A 17346-nucleotide genomic window follows, 5' to 3' on the forward strand; every position below is an offset into this window, starting at 1 on the left:
GGGCCCCCCCCCGGGGGGGGGGGGGCGCCCCCCGCCCCCCCCCCCGGGGGGCGGGCCCCCCCCCCCCCCCCCCCCCCCCCCCCCCGGCCGGTGGAGCGGGAACCGTCAGGCGACGATCAGGTAGATGCCGTACGCCACGGCCGCGAGGCACAGGCCGAAGCAGGCGTAGGCGCCGGTGCGGGCCAGGGCGGCGGAGCCGCCGCGCGCGGTGGCCTCCTCCTGCTTGGTGAGGCCGCCGATGCCGAGGGAGAAGAGGCCCACCAGGGCGACGGTCGCCACGAGGCTGACTCCGAAGACGGAGCCGAGGGCTGCCCAGTCGATCTTCATGCGGTGCTTTCCTTAGACCTTCGCGGCCGGGGCCGGGGGAGCGGTCGGGTCGGTGGGGGCCGGGGCGGGGATGGTCGCCTTGAGGTCCTCGTCGGTGACGGCGGCGACGGAGCCGGCCGGCGGCGGGGTGACGGCCGCGATGGCGGTGGTCACCACGCCCGCGGGCTCCTCGGCCTCCACGTCGTCGGCCGTGACGTTGTGGTGGTCGACCGGCTTGCGGCGGGAGAGCGACCAGATGACGGCCGAACCGGCCACGAGCAGGACCGCGACGGCGGCGATGCCCCAGGCGCCCTGCTTGGTGAGGAACTCGGCGCCGGCGCCGACCAGGCCCGCGGCGGGCAGGGTCAGGCCCCAGGCGACGAACATCCGGGTCGCGGTCGACCAGCGGACGACACCGCCCTTGCGGCCGAGGCCGGCGCCCATCACGGCACCCGAGCAGGACTGGGTGGTGGAGAGGGAGAAGCCGAGGTGCGAGGAGGCCAGGATGACCGTCGCGGCGCTGGTCTGGGCGGCGAAGCCCTGCTGCGGCTGGAGGTCGGTGAGGCCCTTGCCCATGGTGCGGATGATGCGCCAGCCGCCGAGGTAGGTGCCGAGCGCGATGGCGACGCCGGCGGAGACGACGACCCACAGGGGCGGGTTCGAGCCGGGGGCGACGACGCCCTGGGTGACCAGGGCCAGGGTGATGATGCCCATCGTCTTCTGGGCGTCGTTGGTGCCGTGGGCGAGGGAGACGAGACCGGCGGAGGCGATCTGGCCGGCCCGGTAGCCCTTGGCCGTGGCCTTCGCCTCGGGGTTCGCCTTGATCTTGTACGTCAGCCTGGTGGCGGCCGTCGCGGCGAGGCCGGCGACGATCGGCGCGGCGACGGCCGGGATGAGGACCTTGGTGACGATCGTGGAGCCGTTCACCGCCGACCAGCCGGCCGACATGACCGCGGCGCCGATGAGGCCGCCGAAGAGCGCGTGGGAAGAGCTGGACGGAAGTCCGAGCAGCCAGGTCAGCAGGTTCCACAGGATGGCGCCGACCAGCGCGGCGAAGATCACCTCTGTGCGGATGCCCTCTTCGTTGATGATCCCGCCGGAGATCGTCTTGGCGACCTCCACGGACAGGAACGCGCCGACGAGGTTGAGCACGGCGGACATGGCCACCGCCGTCTTGGGCTTGAGCGCACCGGTCGAGATGGTCGTGGCCATCGCGTTCGCGGTGTCGTGGAAACCGTTCGTGAAATCGAACACGAGAGCTGTCACGACCACAATGGCGAGCAGCAGCGTGATGTGTTCCATTTACCCAGGCAATCGTTTGACGTCAGTGGCTGGTCGAACGTAAGCAACCTGGGTGAACGGAAGATGAACTGGGGCGGGCGGCGTGGTGTCCCTAACCGGTGCCAGGAGATTCCGCTTGGCCCTCGCGGAGGGGTCCGGGAGGGGGCCGTCCACGATGCGGGCGCCCTGCGACCCCGGGTAATCCGGGCCCCCGCAAGGCCCCGGCGGCCTGCCCCGGTTCCTCCCGTGCCGCCCCGTTCCGCTCCCCGGACCCGGACCACCCGACCGGAGGACCCCGCCGAGGAGACCCACGTCACTCCCCTGAGTGGCGGCCTCCGGTCGCCGGGCCACCCCTCCGGCCACCGGGACCACCCCTCCGGACCCGGGGCGGCCCCTCCTCTCCTCCCGCCCCGGGCCGCGCCCCTCCGGTGGCATCGCGGCCCCGTCCTGCGGACACTGGGGGTGTGCGCCCGGCTACAGCGACGGCAGCGGCCGTCACCACCCTGTTCGGTGTCGGCGCGGCCGCGGTCGCGGCCGGCCGGTACGCCAGCGACCTCGCCCTCAAGGCGTCGTCCGTCCGCCCCCTGCCCGGCGATCCCCGGCTGACCGTGCACGCCACGGGCCCCGACCGGATCACCCTCACCCGCAGCCTCGCCTCGCTGCGCCCCGGCACGTACGGCATGGAGGGCCCCGGCCTGCACGCCGTCCTCGGCCCCGTCCTCACCCGGACCCCGCACACCGCCGACACCGTCGTCCGGCGCCTGGAGCGGGTCGAGCTCGGCGCCCCCGGGCCCGGCGCCCGCGTCCGGCTCACCCCCGCGCTCCACCGGGGCACGCCCACGAGCGCCCTCGGGCTCGACCACGAGGACGTGGAGATCCCCGGCGAACTCGGCCCCCTGCCGGCCTGGCTCGTGCCCGCCCCGCGCACCACCTGGGTGATCGCCCTGCACGGCCTCGGCGCCACCCGCGAACACCCGCTGAACGTCGTCCCCTTCTACCACCGGCACCGGATCCCCGTCCTCGTCCCCGCCTACCGGGGCGACGCGGGCGCTCCCCCCTCCCCGGACGGCCTCGCCCACCTCGGCGACTCCGAGTGGCGCGACGTCGACGCCGCCGTCCGCTACGCCGTCCGCCGCGGCGCGCAGAAGGTCGTCCTGCACGGCTGGGGGCCCGGGGCGTCGATGGCCCTGCGCGCCGCCGCCGACTCGGGGGTGCGCGACCGGATCGCCGGCCTCGTCCTCGACTCCCCGGTCCTGGACTGGGAGGTCACCCTCCGCCACCTCGCGTCCGCCCGGCACGTCCCCGGCTTCCTGATGCCGCTCGCCGTCCGCGCCGCCCGGGGCAGGACGGGCCCGCACGGCGACCTCCTCCAGTTCGCCTCGGTCCCCGGCGCCCTGCGCTCCCCGGTCCTCCTCTTCCACGGCCCCGAGGACGCGATCGCCCCCTGGGAGCCCTCCGTCGAACTCGCCGCCCGCCGCCCCGACCTGATCAGCCTGAAGACCGTCCGGGACGCCCCGCACGCGGCGATGTGGAACCCCGACCCGGTCCGCTACGAGGAGTCCCTGCGCCGCTTCCTCGTTCCGCTGCTCTGAGACCTCCCGCGCGCCCGCCGCGGCGGCCTTCCCCACCGGCGCCGGGGGAGCCCCGCCCGAAGCCTCCGCAGCACCTCCGTACGGTCTTCGCGGGACCTCCGCCGGGCCTCCGCGGGGCCCGTTCCGACGGCGCGGCCGGTTCCGATTGGGCTTTCGGGCCGTCAGCGGGAAGACTGCCCCCGTGACGTCTCGAAAGCCCGATGAACCATTGGCGCGCAACTCCAGACTCCGACTCGTCCGCCCACGGTCGCTGGCCACCGCCCGACGGGCCGTGACGACCCGGCGCTCCCGGCCGGCGCCGCGGCCGCCCGAGGGCACTCCGCCCCGCGCGGAACTCGCCCGCCAGGCCCGGCACGTCCTCGCCGACGCCGTACGGATCGCCCGCTGGGCCGCCGCCGGGGGCGCGGCGCGGACGGCCCCCCGCACCGGCTCCGGCGCCCTCCCCCCGCAGGAACGGGCCGCCGCGGCCCTCGACCTGACGCCCGCCCAGGTCCGGGCCGGCTGGGACCGCGCCCGGCTCGCCGGACTCGTCGAGCTCCACGGCGACACCGCCCGCCCCGGCTGGCGGCTGCACGCCTGGGACCGCGACGACTCCGCCGTGCTGCGCGGCTGGGTCGCCCTCTTCGACGCCTGGTCCCTGGTGCACCCGGCCCCCGAGGGGGTCGCCCCGAGCGCCGTCGCGGAGGTCGTCGAGGCCGTCCCGCAGGTGCTCTCGCTGCTCCAGCTCTCCCAGGGCCCGGTCCTCGTCCCGGCCCTCCTCGACCTCCTCGGCCAGCGGGTCGAGGAGCTCCGCGAGGAGCGCTGCGAGGTCCCCGCACCCGAACACGCCCCCGAGGCCCGCGAGGCCCCGGCCGAGGCCGGCACCGCCGGGCTGCCCGCCCTCCTCGACTGGGCCCTGGAGGGCCTGGCCGCCGTCGGCGCGCTCACCCTGGACTCCGACTCCGACTCCGCCGCCGACTCCGGCTCCGGCGAGCGTCACGCCACCCTCACCCCGCTCGGCAACTGGGCGGTGTGGGTCAAGCTGGAGCAGATCTGCGTCGCCGCGCAGAGCCCCGCGGGCAACATCGAGCAGTCCGCCGAGGACATGCTCCGCGGCTGCGCCCGGCTCACCCCGGGCCCGGCCCGCGACGAGTACCGCGCCTGGCTCGCGGCCCGCACCCTCTCCAGCGCGGTGGCCGAGCTCCTCGCCGTCGCCCGGGGCGAGGACGCCCTGCTGCGCGGCCTCGCCTTCGAGGCGCTCCGGGTCGTCGGCGCCCCCGCCGAGGCCGAGGTCCGGGCCACCGTCGCCGAGCCCTCGCTGCGCCCGTACGCGCTGCTCTGGCTCGCGGAGTACGAGGGCGCCGACCCCGACGACGCCCAGGAGGTGCTCACCCGGGAGGAGGCCACCTGGCTCTGGGTGGACACCGCCGCGGCCGTCGCCGACCACGGCGAGAGCGCGCTGCTCGTCCGCCACCTCGACTCCGCCGTGCAGGGCACCGTCCCCGCGCTGCTCGACGAGGTCCGGGCCGTCGGCCACCCCCGTACCGTCCAGGTCCTCGTCGCCCTCGCCGCCGCCCACCCGGACCCGGCCCTGGCCAAGGCGGTCCGCAGGGCCGCCTTCCAGGTCCACACCGGGGGAGCGTGACGCGCGTCCCCGGCGCCGCGGAGTGCCCGTGGCGCCGGGGACGACGGCCCGGCCGGTGGAAGGTACTCAGCGGAAGGTGTCGCAGCGGGCCATGTCGCCGGTCTCGTAGCCCGTGTAGAACCACTGCTGCCGCTGCGCCGCCGAGCCGTGGGTCCAGCTCTCCGGCGTCACCCGGCCCTGGAACTTCTCCTGGATCCGGTCGTCGCCCACCGCGGCCGCCGCGTTCAGGCCGTCCTGGATGTCCTGGTCGGTGAGCTGCGTCAGCAGCTTCCGGCCCGTCTTCTCGTCGGGCGTGGTCGTCGCGTGCCGCGCCCACACGCCCGCGTAGCAGTCGGCCTGGAGCTCGACCCGCACCGCGTTGGAGTCCGCGCCGGTCCGGCCGTCCTGGGCGCGGCTCAGGGTCCCCATCAGGTTCTGGACGTGGTGGCCGTACTCGTGCGCCACCACGTACGCCTCGGCGAAGGGCCCGCCGCTCGCCCCGAACTTGGTGCGCAGCTCGTCGAAGAAGTCCAGGTCCAGGTAGACCTGCCGGTCGCCGGGGCAGTAGAACGGCCCCACCGCCGAGGTCGCCGTGCCGCACGCGGTCCCGACCCGCTGGGTGAAGAGCTTGGTGGTGGCGTTGGCGTAGGTCCCGCCCCGGCGCTCGTACTCGCCCCGCCAGTAGTCCTGCACGCTGTTGACGACGGCGACGATCCGGCAGTCCTCGCGCGTGTTGGCGTCCGAGCCCTTCTTGCAGACCTGGTCCACCTGGGCCGCCGAGGACGAGGTCGCGGCCGGCTGGTCGCCGCCGTCCGAGAGCCCGAGCTGGTCGGGCCCCACCCCGAAGAACAACCCCAGGACCAGCGCGACGAAACCGATGATCCCGCCGCCGATGGTCGCCCCACCGCCCGGGATCCGGCTTCCCCGGGAGTCACTGACCTCCGAGGTGTCCAGATCGGCGTTGTCGTCGAACTGCACGGTCCACCACCCTCCGCTGTCCGCCGGGCAGTGACCGCCGCCCTGCGCCGAGTATCGGACGGCCGTGTACCCGGCGCTTCTTTTGCGAAGCGTCGGTGGGAGGGGCGGGCCGGCGGAGGGCGCGGGAGGCGCGGGCGGGGGCGGTCAGCGCCCCACATGGCCGAAAACCAGTTGCAGGGTCCCGTTAGACTGGCCGTATGGCCATTCTCCCCGTGCATTAGCGGCGTCGAAGCCCTCCACCCCGTCCTTCCGCCGTATCCCCACCGCCCTGGAGTCTGTCCGTGATCACCGCTTCCGGCATCGAGCTGCGCGCCGGCGCCCGCGTCCTCATCGAGTCCGCTTCCTTCCGCGTCGCCAAGGGCGACCGCATCGGCCTGGTCGGCCGCAACGGAGCGGGCAAGACCACCCTCACCAAGTGCCTGGCCGGCGAGGGCCAGCCCGCCGGCGGCACCATCACCCGCTCCGGCGAGGTCGGCTACCTCCCGCAGGACCCGCGCACCGGCGACCTCGACGTCCTGGCCCGCGACCGCATCCTCTCCGCCCGCGGCCTCGACACCCTCCTCAAGAAGATGCGGATGAACGAGGAGCGGATCGCCACCGGCAGCGGCGCCACCCGCGACAAGGCCCTGCGCCAGTACGAGCGCCAGGAGACCGAGTTCCTCACCAAGGGCGGGTACGCGGCCGAGGCCGAGGCCTCCACCATCGCCGCCGCCCTCGGCCTGCCCGACCGGGTCATGGGCCAGCCGCTGCACACCCTCTCCGGCGGTCAGCGCCGCCGCGTCGAGCTCGCCCGGATCCTCTTCTCGGACGCCGACACGCTCCTCCTCGACGAGCCCACGAACCACCTCGACGCCGACTCGATCGTCTGGCTGCGCGACTACCTGAAGACCTACCGCGGCGGCTTCATCGTCATCTCCCACGACGTCGACCTGGTCGAGACCGTGGTCAACAAGGTCTTCTACCTGGACGCCAACCGCTCCGTGATCGACGTCTACAACATGGGCTGGAAGCTCTACCAGCAGCAGCGCGAGGCCGACGAGAAGCGCCGCAAGCGCGAGCGCCAGAACGCCGAGAAGAAGGCCGCCGCGCTCAACTCGCAGGCCGACAAGATGCGCGCCAAGGCCACCAAGACCGTCGCCGCGCAGAACATGGCCAAGCGCGCCGAGCGGCTGCTCTCCGGCCTGGAGGCGGTGCGTGCCTCCGACAAGGTCGCCAAGCTGCGCTTCCCCGAGCCCTCGCCCTGCGGCAAGACCCCGCTGACGGCCGAGGGGCTCTCCAAGTCGTACGGCTCGCTGGAGATCTTCACCGACGTGAGCCTCGCCATCGACAAGGGCTCGCGCGTCGTCATCCTCGGCCTCAACGGCGCCGGCAAGACGACCCTGCTGCGCCTGCTCGGCGGGGTCGAGCAGCCCGACACCGGCGAGGTCACCCCGGGCCACGGCCTCAAGCTCGGCTACTACGCCCAGGAGCACGAGACCCTCGACCCCGACCGGACCGTCCTGGAGAACATGCGCTCGGCCGCGCCCGACCTCGACCTCGTCGACGTGCGCAAGACGCTGGGCTCGTTCCTCTTCTCCGGCGACGACGTCGACAAGCCCGCCGGGGTGCTCTCCGGCGGCGAGAAGACCCGGCTGGCCCTGGCGACCCTGGTCGTCTCCTCGGCGAACGTGCTGCTCCTCGACGAGCCCACCAACAACCTGGACCCGGCCAGCCGCGAGGAGATCCTCGGCGCGCTGCGCACGTACAAGGGCGCCGTCGTCCTCGTCACCCACGACGAGGGGGCCGTGGAGGCGCTCGACCCGGAGCGGATCATCCTGCTCCCGGACGGCGTCGAGGACCTGTGGGGCGCGGACTACGCGGACCTGGTGGCCCTGGCCTGACCGCCGGGAAGCCCCCGAGGACCCCTGCGGGGCCCCGGACGATCATCCCGGGCTGGATCATTCGGCTCATGGGTGATCCTTCATCTGAGTGAGGACGTCTCGTACCCGTCGGCGCGGTGTTCTGCTGAATCCTTCCGGCAGACCCGCGCCGCACGCGTCCTCCCGGAGCCCCGCTGACCTGGCACTTCCCGTCCCGACCGGCGTGGCGGTGCCTTTCCCGAAGATCGGAAGACGGGGTTCCGGTCGTGACGACGGGGTACCCGTCCACCAAGCAAGCGGCACGGACCTTGTCGAATGGGTGGCCAGGACGGACGGGAGGGGTGATCATGAGAAGTCCAGAGCGCACTTCCCATGAGGAGGCACGGGTGGCCGAGACTCTGAAGAAGGGCAGCCGGGTGACCGGCGCCGCGCGTGACAAGCTCGCGGCAGACCTGAAGAAGAAGTACGACTCCGGTGCGAGCATCCGGGCGCTGGCCGAGGAAACCGGTCGCTCCTACGGATTCGTCCACCGGATGCTCAGTGAGTCCGGGGTCACGCTGCGTGGACGCGGTGGAGCGACACGGGGCAAGAAGGCGGCCTCGGCCTGACAGGGGCGGCCCGACCGGGCCACCGGTTCCCCCGGTGGCCACCCGGTCGGCCCCAGGGCGGGCCGGGTGGTTACTGTGCAGTCACTTAGCAATGGACTCAGTGCTGCACCGGAACCGGAGGCCCCCCATGACCACGCTCGACGACGCCGAGCTCGTATTCGACAAGGACGGTGTACGGCTCACCGTCGAGGACGCCGTCGCCACGGTGACCTTGACCAATCCGGCGAAGCGCAACGCCCAGTCTCCCGCTCTGTGGCGGGCGTTGACGGAAGCCGGGCGGTCGTTGCCGGGCAGCGTGCGGGTCGTGGTCCTGCGCGGTGAGGGCAAGTCCTTCTCCGCCGGACTCGACCGGCAGGCGTTCACGCCCGAGGGCTTCGACGGCGAGCCTTCCTTCCTCGACATGGCGCGGGGCTCCGACGAAGACCTCGACGCCGTCATCGCCGAGTACCAGGAGGCGTTCACCTGGTGGCGCCGTGGCGACCTCGTGTCGATCGCGGCCGTCCAGGGGCACGCCATCGGCGCGGGCTTCCAGCTCGCCCTCGCCTGCGACCTGCGGGTCGTCGCCGAGGACGTGCAGTTCGCCATGCGCGAGACCAGCCTGGGCCTCGTCCCGGACCTCACCGGCACGCACCCCCTCGTCTCCCTCGTGGGCTACGCCCGCGCCCTGGAGATCTGCGCCACCGGACGCTTCGTGCACGCCGACGAGGCCGAGCGCATCGGCCTCGCCAACCTCGCCGTGCCCGCCGACCAGCTCGACGCGGCCGTACGGGACCTCGCCGCCGCCCTGCTCGCGGCGCCCCGCGACGCGGTCAACGAGACCAAGGCGCTCCTCCAGGGCGTCTCCGGCCGCTCCTACGAGGAGCAGCGCGTCGCCGAGCGCGCCGCCCAGGGCCGCCGCCTGCGCGACCTCGCGGGCCTCGGCGACTGACGGCCCCGTCGCCCCCGCCGCCCTCTCAGCGCAGTTCCGACACCAGGACCGTGACCGCGGTCGCCCCAACGGCGGCCGCGGTCGCGGCGTTCCGGGCGGCGCGCGCCACGTCGAGCGGGCGGCGGCCCGCCGTCACGGCCAGCTCGACCCGCAGCGCGTCCCCGCTCCGGCGCACGGGCGGTCCCAGCGCGTCCGTCACGCCGGCCACCCCCTCGACCCGCAACACCGCCAGGGCCACCGGGTCGTCCGTCGCGGGGGAGGGCCGCCCCGGCGGGGGAGCGGCCGGCTCCTCCTCCGGCGCCGCGTCGAGCAGCTCCGTCACCCGCAGGTCCACGGCCGCCACCGCCAGGCCGATCCCGTCCGCCGCCGCCTCGAGCAGGGCCGCCCGCAGCTCCTCGGACACCTCCGGCAGCGGCCGGCCCGCCACCGCCCCGAAGTCCGCGGTGATCCGCAGCGGTCCCGGCGACAGGGCGCCCGGCGGCACCGGAAGCGGCTCCGGCCCCGGCTCCCCGTCCGGATCGGGACCGACCCGGATCACGCCCGGCACCACCCCCCGTACCTCCGCGGCGGCCCGGTCGAGCACCCGCCGTGCCGCCCGCTCCGCGATCCAGGCGCCGTCCTCCGCCGTCCCCAGGGGCAGCAGCCTGCCCGGGGCCAGGCGGTCGCGGACCGCCGCCGTCCAACCCTCAGCCGTCGTCATTCCCCCAGACTGCCGCATTGGTGGAGCGGATCGGGGAAAGCGCCCTTAATGTGAGCGAGGAACCCCGAAATAACCCAGAAGGGGCGAAAGCTGATGACGGACACCACGCACACCGGAGACTCCGGCTCGGACGACTCGCGCCGCGCCTCCGTGACCAAGCGGAGCGGCGGCGGTCCCGCGGCCACCCGCGGCAAGACGACCATCGCCGACGGCGTGGTCGAGAAGATCGCCGGTCTCGCCGCGCGTGACGTCGACGGCGTCCACGACATGGGCAGCGGCCTCTCCCGCACCTTCGGCGCCGTGCGCGACCGGGTCCCCGGGGGCAGCAGCAAGTCGAACGTCACCCGGGGCGTGAAGGCCGAGGTCGGCGAGGTGCAGACCGCGCTCGACCTGGAGATCGTCGTCGAGTACGGCTACCCCATCTCCGACGTCGCCGGCAACGTCCGCGAGAACGTCGTCAACGCCGTCGAGCGGATGACCGGCCTCGAGGTCGTCGAGGTCAACATCGCGGTCAGCGACGTGAAGCTGCCCGACGACGAGGACGACGACGAGGGCGACGAGGACCAGCGCCGACTCCAGTGAGCCGTCGACTCCAGGGGACCGACGACCCCGGCGGGCCGTCGGTTCCAGCAGGCACCGGAACACCGGCCGGTCAGGGCCGGGAAAGGGACGCGGAATGAGCATGGCGGTGGTCGGCCTGTTGGCCGGCATGGCTCTCGGCTTCGCCGGATACTTCGGCGGCTTCGGAGCCTTCGTACTGGTCGCGGCCCTCGGGGCGGTCGGCTTCGTGGTCGGCCGCTTCGCCGACGGGGACCTGGAACCCGGCGACCTGTTCCGGGGACGCGAGCGCGGCGACCGGCGGCGGTGACGGGGGGTGGCGACGGACCTTGCAGCGGCCCCGGCGGCGGACACGGCACGCGACCCGGTACGTGACCGGGGGGCGACCGACGTCGCCGACCGGGTCGTCGCGAAGATCGCCGCCCAGGCGGCCAGAGAGGCGCTCGACCGCGTCCCGAAGGGGGGCTCGAAGCCCCACGCCTCGGTCGTCGTCCACCGGGACGCCGCCCGGATCGCGGTGAGCCTCGAACTCGACTACCCCTCCGACGTCGGCCGCCAGTGCGGCGCCGTCCGCAGCCGGGTCCGCACCCGGGTGGAGCACCTCGTCGGCCTGGAGGTCCACGAGGTGACCGTCGACGTCGAACGGCTCCACTCCGCCCTCACCCGCGACGACACGCCGAGGGGCCGCCTCTCATGACCACCACCCCGGCACCGGCCCCCTCCGCTCCCGCCCGGGAGGAGGAGAAGCCCCACGACACCGCCCCCGCGGCCCGCGCCCGCCGCTTCTGGGCGGTGCGCCGCGTTCCCGCCGCCCTGCTCGCCGCCGCCGTCCTCGGCGGCGCCGGGCTGCTCCTCTACGACGTGGCGGCCGTGCGGGCCGGCCACTCCGCCATGGCCTGGCGGAAGGAGACGGCCGACGGCCTCGCGACCGAGGCGCTCGACTCCACCTGGGTCCTCGCCGGCGCGTCCCTCGCGGCGCTCCTCGGCCTCTGGCTCCTGCTCCTCGCCCTCACCCCCGGACTGCGCTCCGTCCTCCCCATGCGCCGGGACCACCCCGACGTACGGGCCGGACTCGACCGCAAGGCCGCGGCCCTCATCCTGCGGGATCGGGCCATGGAGGTCTCCGGCGTGCAGTCCGCGAAGGTGCGCGTCCGCCGCTCCAAGGCCGCCGTCCGGGCCGTCTCGCACTTCCGCGACCTCGACGAGGTCCGCACCGACCTGGAGCGGGCGATCGCCACCGGCGTCGACGAACTCGGCCTCGCCCGTCCGCCCGTGCCGAAGGTACGGGTGGCCCGGCCGCCCCGGAAGGGATGAGCGGGCCGATGACCCTCCACGAGAAGACCCCGGCGCGCGGGAAGGCCCCCGCGCGCCCCGAGAAGAACCCACCGCGCGCGAAGGCCCCCGCGCCCCGCGAAGGGACCTCCCGCGCGAAGACCCCGGCGCCCCCGGAAGGAGCCCGCAGGTGACCGCCGTCCTCCGTCGCGTCAACCGCGTCCTGCTCGCCCTGGCCGGGCTGGTCCTCGTCGTCCTCGGCGGCTCCGTCCTCGCCGCCGCGGCCGGCCTCGACGTACCGTCCTGGTGGCCCTGGTCGGGCCCCTCCGACGTCCTGCTCACCACCGCCGACCGGCAGCGCTGGCGCGACGAGGGCTGGTGGTGGCCGGCGGTCATCGCCGTCCTCGGCGTGATCGTCCTGCTCGCCCTGTGGTGGCTGATCGCCCAGTTCCGGCGGGCCCGGCTCGCCGAGGTCGCCGTCGACACCGGCGACGGCGACGAGGCCGTCCTGCGCGGCCGGGCCCTGGAGGGCGTCCTGGAGGCGGACGCCGCCTCCCAGGACGGCGTGGACCGGGCGAGGGTCTCCCTCACCGGCCGCCGCACCGCCCCCCGCGCCCGCGTGAAGCTCCAGTTGGAGCCGTACGCCGCCCCGGCCGACGCCCTCGCCACCCTCGGCTCCCAGGCGCTCGCCAACGCCCGCACCGCGACCGGCCTGTCCGCGCTGCCCACCGAGGCGCGCCTGCGCGCGGTGAAGCACCGCGCCCGCAGGGTCACCTGACGGAAGCGGCGAAGGCGCCCGCCGGGAGCGACCCGGCGGGCGCTTTCGCGCGACGGCGGCTCAGAAGCCGCTGCGGGCCCCGCCGTCCACCGGCAGCATCAGACCGGTCAGGTACGAGGCGGCCGGCGAGAGCAGGAAGGCCGCCGTCCGCCCGAACTCCTCCGGCGTGCCGTACCGGCGCAGCGGGATCGTCGCCTCGCTCGCCGCGCGGGCCGCGTCCGCGTCCCCGGAGAGCGCGTCCAGCGAGCGCACCCGGTCCGTGTCGATCCGGCTCGGCAGGAGCCCGACGACCCGCACCCCGCGCGGCCCCAGGTCGTTGGCGAGGGACTTGGCGAAGCCGGCGAGCCCCGGGCGCAGCCCGTTGGAGATGGTCAGGCCCGGGATCGGCTCGTGGACCGAGCCGGACAGGACGAAGCCGATCACCCCGCCCTCCCCGAGGGCCTCGGCCGCCGCGCGGGCCAGCCGCACCGCCCCCAGGAAGACGGTGTCGAAGGCGGCGGCCCACTGCTCGTCGGTGTTGTCCGCCGCGAAGCCGGGCGCCGGGCCGCCGACGCTGATCAGGACGCCGTCGAAGCCGCCGAACCGGGACCGCGCCTCCGCGATCAGCCGGGCCGGGGTCTCCGGGTCGGTGTTGTCGGCCGCGATCCCGGCCGCGCCCGGGCCCAGCGCCTCCACGGCCTCGGCGACCGTCTTCTCCTCGCGCCCGGTCACCAGCACCTTGGCGCCCTCCGCGAGCAGCGCCTCCGCCGAGGCCCGGCCGAGCCCCCGCGTCGCGCCGGTCACCACGTACACACGGTCCTTCAGTCCAAGATCCATGGCCCTATCCTGCCGGGTCGGGCTCCTCCGCTGCCAGCGCGAACGCCGTGCCGACCAGACCGATGTGGCTGAAGGCCTGCGGGAAGTTGCCCAGTTGGCGTCCGGTCGCCGGGTCGTACTCCTCCGCGAGGAGCCCCACGTCGTTGACGAGCGCGACGAGCCGCTCGAAGAGCACCCGCGCCTCCTCGGGCCGCCCCGTCAGCCGCAGGGCGTCCGCCAGCCAGAACGAGCAGACCAGGAAGGTCCCCTCCTGCCCCGGCAGGCCGTCCACCGCCGTCGAGTCGGCGCTGTAGCGGCGCACGTAGCCGTCGTGCGTCAGCTCCGCCATGACCGCGTCCACCGTGCCCACCACCCGGGGGTCGTCCGGCGGCAGGAAGCCCACCTGGGGGATGAGCAGGGTGGCGGCGTCCAGCTCCCGCGAGCCGTACGACTGGGTGAAGGTGTTCCGCACGGGGTCGTACGCCCTGTCGCACACCTGGGCGTGGATGTCGTCCCGCATGGCCCGCCAGCGGGCCGCGTCCCCCGGCAGCGACGGGTCGGACTCCAGGGTGCGCACGGCCCGGTCGGCGGCCACCCAGGCCATCACCTTCGAATGGGTGAAGTGGCGGCGCGGCCCGCGCACCTCCCACAGCCCCTCGTCGGGCTCCCGCCAGGTCGACTCCAGGAAGCCCAGCAGGCTGAGCTGGAGGTTCCAGGCGTGCCGCTCCGCCGGGATCCCGGCCTCCCGCGCCCGGTTGAGCGAGTCCATGACCTCGCCGTACACGTCGAGCTGGAACTGGTCCACGGCCGCGTTCCCGGTCCGCACCGGCGCCGAGTCGGCGTACCCCCGCAGCCACGGCAGGGTCGTCTCGGGCAGCCGGCGCTCCCCGGCCGGGCCGTACATGATCTGGAGGTCGGCGGGGTCGCCCGCGACCGAGCGCAGCAGCCAGTCCCGCCAGGCGGCGGCCTCCTCCACGTACCCGGCGGCCAGCAGCGCGCCGAGGGTGAGGGAGGAGTCGCGCAGCCAGCAGGAGCGGTAGTCCCAGTTCCGCACGCCGCCGACCTCCTCCGGCAGGGAGGTGGTGGGGGCGGCGACGATCCCGCCGGTGGGGGCGTACGTGAGCGCCTTCAGGGTGATCAGGGAGCGCAGCACCACCTCCCGGTGGGGTCCCCGGTAGGTGCAGCGGGCCGCCCACTCCCGCCAGTCCGCGAGCGACTGCTCCAGCGCCTCGAAGGGGTCGATCAGGTCGGGGCGCGGCTCGTGCGAGGGGTGCCAGGTCAGCACGAAGGCCACCTTCTCGCCGGCGGCGACGGTGAAGGCGGAGCAGGTGGAGAACTGCTGGCCCCAGGTCTTCACGTGCGGCTCGCTGCGCAGCCAGACCGCGTCGGGACCGGCGACCGCCACCCGGTGCCCGTCCGCCCGGCGCATCCAGGGCACGATCGAGCCGTAGTCGAAGCGCAGCCGCAGGACGGCGCTCATCTCGACGCTGCCGCGGACCCCCTCCACGATCCGCATCACGTCGGGGTACGCGTCCCGCTGCGGCATGAAGTCGATGACCTTGACGGCGCCGGTACGGGTCTCCCAGTAGGTCTCCAGGACCAGGGAGTCCTCGGCGTAGCGGCGGGAGGTGCAGGTCGTGGCGCCCTTGGGGGCGATCCGCCAGTGCCCGTTCTCCTCGTCGCCGAGGATGGCGGAGAAGCAGGCGGCCGAGTCGAACCGGGGCAGACACAGCCAGTCGACCGATCCGTCACGGCCGACGAGCGCGGCGGTCTGGAGATCGCCGATCATGGCGTAGTCGTCGATGTGTTGCGTCACGCTCGGGCTGTTCCCGGAAGCGGCGGCGGTCAATCAGCGGGACGGTGTGGCCAGGGTCTCCGCGGTGTCCGCCTCCGGCGTTCCGGAGGCGTCGGCGGCGGCCGCGGCCTCCCGGTCGCGCTTCTCGCGGCGCACCAGGATCACCCAGCCGACGGGCACGCCGGCCGTGAAGAGCCACCACTGCACGGCGTACGCCATGTGGGCGCCGATCGAGTCGTGGTCGGGCTCGGGGATCTGTTCGATGGTGCCGTCGGCCGGTTCGGGCGCGGTCTGCTCGACGTAGCCGCCGAGGACCTCGCGCCCGATGAGCCCGGCCTGCTGGCGGCTGTTGATCAGCATGACCTGGCGGTCGGGCAGTCCCTTGAGGTCCTTGATGCCGCTGGCGCCGGTCGTCTCGTCGGCCTTGAGGCGGCCGGTGATCGTGACCTCGCCCTCCGGGACGGGCGGCACCGCCGGGTAGGAGTGCTGGTCGGCGGCGGCCGGCACCCAGCCCCGGTTGACCAGCAGGACCTTCCCGTCCCGCAGGACCAGCGGGGTCAGGACGTGCACGCCGACCCGGTCGTCGGAGGAGGTGCGGCGGCGGACGACCACCTCGTGGGCGGTGTCGAAGGTGCCGGTGGCGGTGACCGGGCGCCAGTAGTCGGCGCGCGGGACGGTGTGGCCGGGGGAGGTGAGCTCCTCGACCGGGACCGGCTTCGCCGCGACGCTGTCCGCGATCAGGGCGTTCTGGGCGACCCGGCGCTCGTGCCGGTGGAACTGCCAGAAGCCCAGCTCGATCATCGTCGGGACGAGGACGAGGGCGATCAGGGTGAGGATCACCCACTGCCGGGACAACAGAAAGCGGTACACCCCATGACCGTACAGCGGGGGCCACGGGGTGCACGCAGGGGGGTTCGGCGGGTTCGCGGGCCGCCGTCCGGAATCGTTTCTGCGGTTCGCGTCCTCACACCTTGTCGACGATGCCCACCTTCCCCTCCGCGCGGGCGCAGTGGCCGCCGCAGTACCAACTGCCCCCGACCTCGACGCCCTGGCCGATGATCTGGACCCGGCAGTGCTCGCAGATGGGCGCCATGCGGTGGATGGCGCAGGCGAAGCAGTCGAAGACGTGCACCGCGCCCTGCGCGTGCACCTCGAACGACATGCCGTAATCGTTTCCGCAGACCTCACAACGTGCCATGCGCCACAGGGTGGGGCTCCCCGCGGGCGCGCGCGGTCCGGCGCGCCCGGAGGGCCGGGGGGTGTCACCCGTCTGCCGGGGCCACGTCCCGCAGGAGCTGGGTGTAGGCGGCCTCGTCGACGACGGGCGTGCCGAAGGAGCGGGCCTTGAGCGTCTTGGAGGTGGCCGCGTCCGGGTCGTTGGTGACGAGGAGGCTCGTCAGCCGGGAGACGCTGCCGGCCACGTGCAGACCGGCCTCGACGGTGCGGTCCTCCAGGAGCTCGCGGTCGACGGAGGTGTCCCCGGAGAACGCCACCCGCATCCCCTGCTTGAGCGGCTTGTCGGTCTCGTACCGGCCGGGATTGGGGTACGGGCAGGCCGGCCGCTTCCGCGAGGGACGCCAACTGTTCGTCCGGTACGAGGAGGAGGGGTACGGGGAGGGGGACGCGGCCGGGGAGGCGGCCCACTCGGTCAGCGGCCGGCACTCCAGGAGCGGCAGCCGCACGCCCCGCTCGGCCGCCGCGTGCAGGCTCGGCCGGAACGCCTCGGCGAGCACCCGCGCGTCGTCCAGCGCGTGGTGCGCCTGGCGCTGCACGACGCCGAAGTGCGCGGCGAGCGACTCCAGCTTGTGGTTGGGCAGCGGCAGCGACAACTGCTTGGCGAGCGCGATCGTGCACAGGCGCTGCCGCACGGGCGCGGTGGTCTCGGCGCGCGCGTACTCCCGGGCGATCATCTGCCAGTCGAAGATCGCGTTGTGCGCGACGAGCACCCGCCCGTCGAGCCGGGCCGCGAACTCGGCCGCGATCTCCGGGAAGAGCGGGGCGCCCTCCAGGGCGTCGCTGGTCAGGCCGTGGATCCACACCGGACCGGGGTCGCGCTCGGGGTTGACCAGGGTGTACCAGTGGTCCTCGACGTTCCCCTGGGCGTCCAGCCGGTAGACGGCGGCGGACACGATCCGGTCGTCGCGGGCGAGGCCGGTGGTCTCCACGTCGACGACCGCGTACCCCTGCGGGTAGGCGGCCGGCCACGCTGCTGCTGTCGTGCGGTCGTCGAGCATGGTCACTGAGGATACGGGCCGCGACCGACAATCCCCTCCTCGGTGCCTCCGGGGCCCCG

19 protein-coding genes are annotated in these 17346 nt (G+C 74.4%); 10 read left to right on the forward strand and 9 right to left on the reverse strand.

Features of this window, described 5'->3' with window-relative positions; translation table 11 throughout:
- Window positions 1-105: 105 nt before the first annotated feature.
- The gene (locus ACFYNX_RS10245) at window positions 106-327 is read right to left on the reverse strand and encodes a hypothetical protein (RefSeq protein WP_388659635.1); all 222 of its coding nucleotides are present in this window, start codon (window positions 325-327) and stop codon (window positions 106-108) included.
- Window positions 328-339: 12 nt separating this feature from the next.
- Window positions 340-1608, reverse strand: coding sequence for an inorganic phosphate transporter (locus ACFYNX_RS10250; RefSeq protein WP_365550112.1), 1269 nt, complete (start codon window positions 1606-1608; stop codon window positions 340-342).
- Between the two features lie 443 nt (window positions 1609-2051).
- On the opposite strand from ACFYNX_RS10250, the gene ACFYNX_RS10255 reads away from it, so the two are divergent.
- Both ACFYNX_RS10255 and ACFYNX_RS10260 read left to right on the forward strand, forming a co-directional pair.
- Window positions 2052-3179, forward strand: coding sequence for an alpha/beta hydrolase (locus tag ACFYNX_RS10255; RefSeq protein ID WP_388659638.1), 1128 nt, complete (start codon window positions 2052-2054; stop codon window positions 3177-3179).
- 181 nt (window positions 3180-3360) lie between these two features.
- Window positions 3361-4803 carry a hypothetical protein gene (locus ACFYNX_RS10260; protein WP_388659641.1) on the forward strand — a complete coding sequence of 481 codons (1443 nt, stop codon included), beginning with the start codon at window positions 3361-3363 and terminating at the stop codon, window positions 4801-4803.
- A 66-nt stretch (window positions 4804-4869) separates the two neighbouring features.
- Here the strand turns inward: ACFYNX_RS10260 and ACFYNX_RS10265 are convergent, their stop codons facing one another.
- Window positions 4870-5760, reverse strand: a complete 891-nt coding sequence (locus ACFYNX_RS10265) for a neutral zinc metallopeptidase (protein ID WP_388659644.1) — start codon at window positions 5758-5760, stop codon at window positions 4870-4872.
- Between the two features lie 281 nt (window positions 5761-6041).
- Here ACFYNX_RS10265 and ACFYNX_RS10270 point away from each other — a divergent pair, with 281 nt between their 5' ends.
- The 3 genes from ACFYNX_RS10270 (at window position 6042) to ACFYNX_RS10280 (ending at window position 9155) form a co-directional block, all read left to right on the forward strand.
- Complete coding sequence (locus ACFYNX_RS10270) at window positions 6042-7640, forward strand: ABC-F family ATP-binding cassette domain-containing protein (RefSeq protein WP_365550121.1); 1599 nt, start codon at window positions 6042-6044, stop codon at window positions 7638-7640.
- 365 nt (window positions 7641-8005) lie between these two features.
- Window positions 8006-8227, forward strand: coding sequence for a helix-turn-helix domain-containing protein (locus ACFYNX_RS10275; RefSeq protein ID WP_006123601.1), 222 nt, complete (start codon window positions 8006-8008; stop codon window positions 8225-8227).
- 127 nt (window positions 8228-8354) lie between these two features.
- Complete coding sequence (locus ACFYNX_RS10280; RefSeq protein ID WP_365550125.1) at window positions 8355-9155, forward strand: enoyl-CoA hydratase/isomerase family protein; 801 nt, start codon at window positions 8355-8357, stop codon at window positions 9153-9155.
- A gap of 25 nt (window positions 9156-9180) precedes the next feature.
- Here the strand turns inward: ACFYNX_RS10280 and ACFYNX_RS10285 are convergent, their stop codons facing one another.
- A complete protein-coding gene (locus ACFYNX_RS10285; protein WP_388659648.1) occupies window positions 9181-9855 on the reverse strand; it encodes a hypothetical protein in 675 nt (224 codons plus the stop codon).
- A gap of 93 nt (window positions 9856-9948) precedes the next feature.
- Here ACFYNX_RS10285 and ACFYNX_RS10290 point away from each other — a divergent pair, with 93 nt between their 5' ends.
- The 5 genes from ACFYNX_RS10290 (at window position 9949) to amaP (ending at window position 12463) form a co-directional block, all read left to right on the forward strand.
- Entirely contained in the window at window positions 9949-10437 is a 489-nt protein-coding gene (locus ACFYNX_RS10290; RefSeq protein ID WP_388659651.1) for an Asp23/Gls24 family envelope stress response protein, read from the forward strand.
- Between the two features lie 94 nt (window positions 10438-10531).
- On the forward strand, window positions 10532-10723 hold the full coding sequence (locus ACFYNX_RS10295) for a hypothetical protein (RefSeq protein WP_030204980.1): 192 nt from the start codon (window positions 10532-10534) through the stop codon (window positions 10721-10723).
- A gap of 6 nt (window positions 10724-10729) precedes the next feature.
- A complete protein-coding gene (locus tag ACFYNX_RS10300; RefSeq protein ID WP_388659654.1) occupies window positions 10730-11110 on the forward strand; it encodes a hypothetical protein in 381 nt (126 codons plus the stop codon).
- Complete coding sequence (locus ACFYNX_RS10305) at window positions 11107-11727, forward strand: DUF6286 domain-containing protein (RefSeq protein WP_388659657.1); 621 nt, start codon at window positions 11107-11109, stop codon at window positions 11725-11727. The genes ACFYNX_RS10300 and ACFYNX_RS10305 overlap by 4 nt, the downstream gene beginning before the upstream one ends.
- A gap of 148 nt (window positions 11728-11875) precedes the next feature.
- Window positions 11876-12463: an alkaline shock response membrane anchor protein AmaP gene (gene amaP, locus ACFYNX_RS10310; RefSeq protein ID WP_388659661.1), complete on the forward strand. Its 588-nt coding sequence runs from the start codon at window positions 11876-11878 to the stop codon at window positions 12461-12463.
- Between the two features lie 60 nt (window positions 12464-12523).
- Here amaP and ACFYNX_RS10315 read toward each other — a convergent pair whose 3' ends face one another.
- From ACFYNX_RS10315 to ACFYNX_RS10335, 5 genes are all read right to left on the reverse strand, one after another.
- Entirely contained in the window at window positions 12524-13279 is a 756-nt protein-coding gene (locus ACFYNX_RS10315; RefSeq protein WP_365550143.1) for an SDR family oxidoreductase, read from the reverse strand.
- 4 nt (window positions 13280-13283) lie between these two features.
- Window positions 13284-15074, reverse strand: a complete 1791-nt coding sequence (locus ACFYNX_RS10320; protein ID WP_388659664.1) for a glycoside hydrolase family 15 protein — start codon at window positions 15072-15074, stop codon at window positions 13284-13286.
- 33 nt (window positions 15075-15107) lie between these two features.
- The gene (locus ACFYNX_RS10325) at window positions 15108-15923 is read right to left on the reverse strand and encodes an SURF1 family protein (RefSeq protein WP_388659667.1); all 816 of its coding nucleotides are present in this window, start codon (window positions 15921-15923) and stop codon (window positions 15108-15110) included.
- A 94-nt stretch (window positions 15924-16017) separates the two neighbouring features.
- Window positions 16018-16251 (reverse strand): hypothetical protein, encoded by a 234-nt coding sequence (locus ACFYNX_RS10330; RefSeq protein ID WP_078968305.1) that lies wholly within the window; start codon window positions 16249-16251, stop codon window positions 16018-16020.
- 64 nt (window positions 16252-16315) lie between these two features.
- Entirely contained in the window at window positions 16316-17293 is a 978-nt protein-coding gene (locus ACFYNX_RS10335; RefSeq protein WP_388659670.1) for a DEDDh family exonuclease, read from the reverse strand.
- Between the last annotated feature and the right edge of the window lie 53 nt (window positions 17294-17346).

This window comes from Streptomyces sp. NPDC007872 (genome assembly GCF_042868165.1).
In the GTDB taxonomy this organism is placed as follows: Bacteria; Actinomycetota; Actinomycetes; order Streptomycetales; family Streptomycetaceae; genus Streptomyces.

Coding starts and splice junctions, on each gene's coding strand:
- ACFYNX_RS10305 (WP_388659657.1), top strand. CDS start 11,107: ATGACCACCACCCCGGCACCGGCCCCCTCCGCTCCCGCCCGGGAGGAG.
- ACFYNX_RS10295 (WP_030204980.1), top strand. CDS start 10,532: ATGAGCATGGCGGTGGTCGGCCTGTTGGCCGGCATGGCTCTCGGCTTC.
- ACFYNX_RS10285 (WP_388659648.1), bottom strand. CDS start 9,855: ATGACGACGGCTGAGGGTTGGACGGCGGCGGTCCGCGACCGCCTGGCC.
- ACFYNX_RS10250 (WP_365550112.1), bottom strand. CDS start 1,608: ATGGAACACATCACGCTGCTGCTCGCCATTGTGGTCGTGACAGCTCTC.
- ACFYNX_RS10315 (WP_365550143.1), bottom strand. CDS start 13,279: ATGGATCTTGGACTGAAGGACCGTGTGTACGTGGTGACCGGCGCGACG.
- ACFYNX_RS10280 (WP_365550125.1), top strand. CDS start 8,355: ATGACCACGCTCGACGACGCCGAGCTCGTATTCGACAAGGACGGTGTA.
- ACFYNX_RS10330 (WP_078968305.1), bottom strand. CDS start 16,251: ATGGCACGTTGTGAGGTCTGCGGAAACGATTACGGCATGTCGTTCGAG.
- ACFYNX_RS10290 (WP_388659651.1), top strand. CDS start 9,949: ATGACGGACACCACGCACACCGGAGACTCCGGCTCGGACGACTCGCGC.
- ACFYNX_RS10245 (WP_388659635.1), bottom strand. CDS start 327: ATGAAGATCGACTGGGCAGCCCTCGGCTCCGTCTTCGGAGTCAGCCTC.